5 protein-coding genes are annotated in these 4,847 nt (G+C 69.0%); all 5 read right to left on the minus strand.

Annotated elements, in window-relative coordinates:
- Nucleotides 1–806 (minus strand): MBL fold metallo-hydrolase (locus ACM2XV_RS12310; RefSeq protein ID WP_487027127.1); only part of this gene is annotated, 806 nt, incomplete at its 3' end.
- Nucleotides 803–1,633: a carbohydrate ABC transporter permease gene (locus tag ACM2XV_RS12315; protein WP_487027128.1), complete on the minus strand. Its 831-nt coding sequence runs from the start codon at nucleotides 1,631–1,633 to the stop codon at nucleotides 803–805. The genes ACM2XV_RS12310 and ACM2XV_RS12315, both read right to left, overlap by 4 nt.
- A gap of 35 nt (nucleotides 1,634–1,668) precedes the next feature.
- Nucleotides 1,669–2,991 (minus strand): ABC transporter substrate-binding protein, encoded by a 1,323-nt coding sequence (locus tag ACM2XV_RS12320; protein WP_487027129.1) that lies wholly within the window; start codon nucleotides 2,989–2,991, stop codon nucleotides 1,669–1,671.
- Nucleotides 2,988–3,929, minus strand: coding sequence for a carbohydrate ABC transporter permease (locus ACM2XV_RS12325; protein WP_344772639.1), 942 nt, complete (start codon nucleotides 3,927–3,929; stop codon nucleotides 2,988–2,990). The genes ACM2XV_RS12320 and ACM2XV_RS12325 overlap by 4 nt, the downstream gene beginning before the upstream one ends.
- Before the next feature lie 222 nt (nucleotides 3,930–4,151).
- A partial coding sequence (locus ACM2XV_RS12330) for a M23 family metallopeptidase (RefSeq protein WP_487027130.1) occupies nucleotides 4,152–4,847 on the minus strand: 696 nt, incomplete at its 5' end.

Genomic DNA, 4,847 nt, shown 5'->3' on the forward strand with positions numbered 1-4,847 from the left:
ATGAGCACGAGGCCGGATGCCTCGGCGAGGGTCGCCTGGAACCGGGTGACGACGTCGGCTTCGGTCGCGGCGGAATCGGAACGCGGCTCCCACGAGAGGGCGGTGCCCTCGGTCACGAGGACGTCGACGCCCGAGATCGCGGCCGCGAAGTCGCGGCTGAGATCGGGCTGCTCGCCGTGGAACCGCAGGTCGCCGGTGAAGGCCACCCGCCCGTCGGGAGTCGTGACCAGGAATCCGGCCGCCCCGGGAACGTCGTGGTCGACGGGCAGCGCCTCGACGGTGATCTCGCCCACCGTGACGGGCGCGCCGAACTCGATCGGGCGCCAGTCCGGCTCGGCGCCGAGCACGCCTTCGCCCGACGCGGCGAGCGCGCGCAGCAGCTCGACGGTCTGCGGGGTCGCGTAGACCGGCACGGCGGGGCGCACGAACCCCGCGAGGCCCATGTGGTCGAGGTGCGCGTGGCTGACGAACAGCGCGTGGCTGCCTGGGGCGTCGGCGAGCAGCTCGGCGCTCGAGACGTCGGCCGGCAGCCAGCGCGGGTCGTACAGACCGGGCACGCGCGGTGCGGCGCCCAGGCGCAGCAGGTCGGCGAGCTCGCGCCTGGGCCGCGTGCCGAGACCCACCGGTGCGGCCATCAGATCCTCGCCGTTCGGAATGTCGAGGCCCATGTCGAGCTGCACGCGCGACTCGCCCGCGCCGCTGCCGTGGCGGATCACGACCTTCGACGAGCCGATGACCCCCAGGCCGCCGTAGAACTCGATCGTGGTCGCGTCGTCGCCGGGGCGGCCGGGCGCGGCATCCGTCATCTCACTGCTCCTGAAGTCGAATAGAGGCCGGTCACGAAGTACTTCTGCAAGAAGAGGAAGAGCACGACGATCGGAATCGTCGTGAAGACGACGGCAGCCGACAGCGTCGTCCAGTCGGTGCCGTTCACGCCGTAGAAGGCGTTCAGCCCGACCTCGATGGGGCGGATCGAGTCCTTGGTCGTCATGATGTACGGCCACACGAACGAGTTCCACGCCCCCATGAAGGTGTTGAGCCCGACGAGGATCAGCGACGGCCGGGCGAGCGGCCCGGCGACCTGGAACGCCATGCGCACCGGGCCCGCGCCGTCGAGCTGCGCGGCGTCGAAGATCTCGCTGGGGATCGAGAGGAAGAACCGCCGCAGCAGGAAGATGCCGAAGACGGATGCCCCGAACGGCAGGATCTGGATCCAATAGGTGTCCAGCAGGTGCAGCCGCGACGCGATCACGTAGTTCGGGATGATGAGCACCGTCTGGGGCACCATCATCACGGCGAGCACGAGCAGGAAGAGCGGCGTGCGCCCCACGAAGCGCATGCGGGCGAAGGCGAACCCGGCGAGGACCGACGTCACGAGCACCAGGGCCACGGTGCAGGCCCCGATGAACACGGTGTTGACGAAGTACCGCACCCACGGCGCGGCCGACCAGGCGCGGGCGTAGTTCGCCCACTGCCAGTCGGGCCACAGCGCCGGCGGGAAGCGGTAGACGTCGCCGCGGCTGGACAGGCTGGTGATCAGCACCCACAGCAGGGGCGCGAGGAACGCCAGCCCGACGATCACGGCGACCGTGGCCGCGATCCCGCGACCCCGCCGGGTTCTCCTTCGTGTCATGAGATTCCTGGTGATCGAGGATGCCCGGGCCGGACCTACTTGTCTGCCGCCATGGCCTTCTCGGCCTTGTCTTGCGCATCCTTCAGCGCGGCCGCGGGGGTCGCGTTCCCGGCGAGGGCCGACTGCAGCGCGGCACCGAGGTCGCCGAGGCCGTCCTGCACCCAGGCGTACGGCGGCAGCGCCGACGAGTCGGCGAGGTCTTCGCTGGCGAAGGTGACGTAGGGGTTCTTGGCGATGTAGCTCTTCATGTCGTCCAGCTCGAGCGTCTTCGGGTTCACGGGCAGGTAGCCGGTGGCCTGCGCCCACTCGCTCTGCGTCTCGGCCTCGGTGAGGAACTGCATGTACTTCCAGGCGGCGGCCTTCTGGTCGTCGGTCGCTGAAGAGAACATGGCGACGTTGGTGCCGTTGATCTGGTTGACGCGCGTGCCGTCGGCCGCGGCCGGAACGGGGGCGATGCCCATCTCGAACTTGTCGCCGACCGCCTGCTGGTCGTAGTAGACGCTCGTAGTCGTCGAGATGTCGAAGGTGCCCTTCTCGGCGCCGAGCGCCGTCTCGCCCGGGTAGTTCGTGCCGGTCTGCAGCGCGCCCGCCTTCTTCAGGTCGACGAGGGTCTGCAGCGCCTTCACGGCGTCGTCCGAGTCGAACTTGGGGGTGCCGTCGGCCGTGAAGACCGGAGTGCCGTTCGCCTGCGCCATCAGCTCAAAGATCGTGGTGCCGCCCGCGGGGCCCGACGATGAGCCGGGGTCCATGGGCAGGGCGACGACGCCGTCCTTCGAGACGGCCTTGGCGACGGTCACGAAGTCGTCCCAGGTCTTCGGCACGTCCTGCCCGGCCGCCTTCAGCATCTCGGGGTTGTAGAACATGGCGACGGCGCTCGCGTTGAACGGCCACATGTACAGCTTCTTGTCGATGTAGAGGCTGTTCCTGATGCCCTTGTAGAGGCCGTCGGTCGCCGACGGGTCGGCCTTGGCGTAGGCGGTGAGCGCTTCGAGCACGTCGGAGCTCGCGTACTCCGCCGCCCACTCGCCGTAGACCTGGGCGATCGTCGGCGCGTTGCCGGCGGTGAGCGCTGCGTCGATCTTGGTCTTCAGCGTGTTGTAGTCCGGCTGAGCCTGCAGCGTGACGGTGATGTTCGGGTTCTTCGCCTCGAACTCCTTCGTCACCTTCTCGAGCTCGGTCTTGAGCGCGCCGGAGGCCATGGCCTCGGCGAAGGTGATGGTGACCTTCTTGCTGGGGTCGAGGGTGGGAGCGCCGCCCGAGGAGGACGTGGTGGAGGAGCTGCCCGACGAGCAGCCCGTGAGGGCGAGTGCAGCGATCGCCGCGCCCGCGACGACCGCGGTGAGGGTGGTGCGCTTCATGGCTTGGCCTTTCTCAGGGGTAGAGAGCGAGGTCTGGAGTGTGATCGGGAGGTGCCGTCGCCCTGGAGCCGCAGCTGCAGGATGCTGAGCGCGGCGGTGACGACGAAGAGCACGACCGCGAGCGCGGCCGCGTAGCCCGTGTTCGAGAACACGAACGCCTGTTGGTAGAGCTGGAAGCCCAGCGTGGCGGTGGCGTAGCCGGGGCCGCCGCGCGTCAGCACGAAGAACTGCGTGAACGCCTGCAGACTGCCGACCGACTCGATCAGCAGCACGAGGGTCACGACGGGTCGCAGCTGCGGGAACGTGACGTGCCAGAACTCCTGCCAGCCGTTCGCGCCGTCGATCTTGGCCGCTTCAGCGAGCTCGGTCGAGATCGTGGTGAGACCGCCGAGGAACACGACCGTCACGAATCCGAGCTCGTGCCACAGCGAATAGATCAGCACGGCCGGCATCGCCCAGTTCGAGTCGCCCAGCCAGTCGATGTTCTTGTGGCCGGTCGCATGCACCACGAGGTTGGCGAGGCCGAACTGCGGGTTGAAGATCCACACCCACACGAGCGAGGTCGCGACGATGGGCGTCACGTGAGGCAGGAAGACCATGGTGCGAGCGGATGCCAGCGCGCGGCCGCCCCGCGCAAGCAGAAGCGCGAGCGCCAGGCCGATCGCGGTGCCGCCGATCACCATTCCTGCGACGAAGTAGAACGAGACGCCGAGCGTCGCCCAGAAGCTCGGGTCGCCGGCGCCCGTGAACACGGTCCTGTAGTTCTCGAGCCCGATGAACCTCGACAGTGCCGGGTTGAACTTGTTCCACTTGAACAGCGAGAGCGCGAAGGTGTACGCCGTCGGGCCGATCGAGAAGACCAGGAAGATCAGCAGCGCAGGCAGCACGAACAGATAGGCGATCGGGGAACGCAGGGTTCCCCACCTGGTAGATCGCACTGTGGTTCCTCGAAGCTGCCGCGGCGGCGCTCGAAGTCGGGTTCGGCGCCCCTGGCCCGCGGCCAAGATTCGACCGTACCGCGGCACCCGTTACGGGGATAAGGCCCGCCCGTAACTCGGAGGTGAACTCTGCCGGGCCGCGCGAGCGGTTCCGCACGCCGCGTATGGTTCCGCGCGCCGCGTATGGTTCCGCGGGCCGCGTAAGCGGTAGCGCGGGCCGCGTCAGCCGGCGTGCGCGCGCAGCCAGGCGAGCGGGTCGACCGCCTCGCCGTCCTGGTGCAGCTCGAAGTGCAGGTGAGCGCCGGTGGAGATTCCCGAGACGCCGACGTTGCCGACGATGGTGCCCATCGCGATCTTCTGCCCCACCGCGACCTTGATCGAACCCGGAGCCATCTCGCAGTACAGGCTCTCGATGTGGTGGCCGTCGATCGTGCCGTGGTCGACGACGACCTCGATGCCGAGCGCGCTGTGCGGGTTGGTGACCACCTTCGTGACGGTGCCCGCGGTGATGTTCTGGATCGCCACTCCGGCGCCCGGGTCGAAGTCGACGCCCTTGTGGAACGTCGAGGCGCCTTCCATGGGGGCCACCCGTGGGCCGTAGCCGTAGGAGATCGGCGAGTTGAACGGGAACGGCCACTCGATCTTGCCGTTGCCGGTGAGCGGGTCGCCGGGCTTCACGAGATTGGTCGAGTACTGGTCGTGCGGTGCGGCGGGGCGCGTGCTGGTCATCGCGGCTTGCCACGCCTGGAGCTGCTCGTGCCCCTGCACCCCCGTAGCCGAGGCGGCGGCCGCGGTCGCGGTCTGGCCGAGCGCGAGCATCGGCACCACGCTCGTCACCGCGAGGCCGACGGCGAAGAGGAACGCGGCGACGGTCAGCGGGCGCGAGGTGCGGCGCTTCCGGCCGACGCCGCCGCGCGA

It is taken from the genome of Gryllotalpicola sp. CP2-P1 (assembly GCF_057512245.1).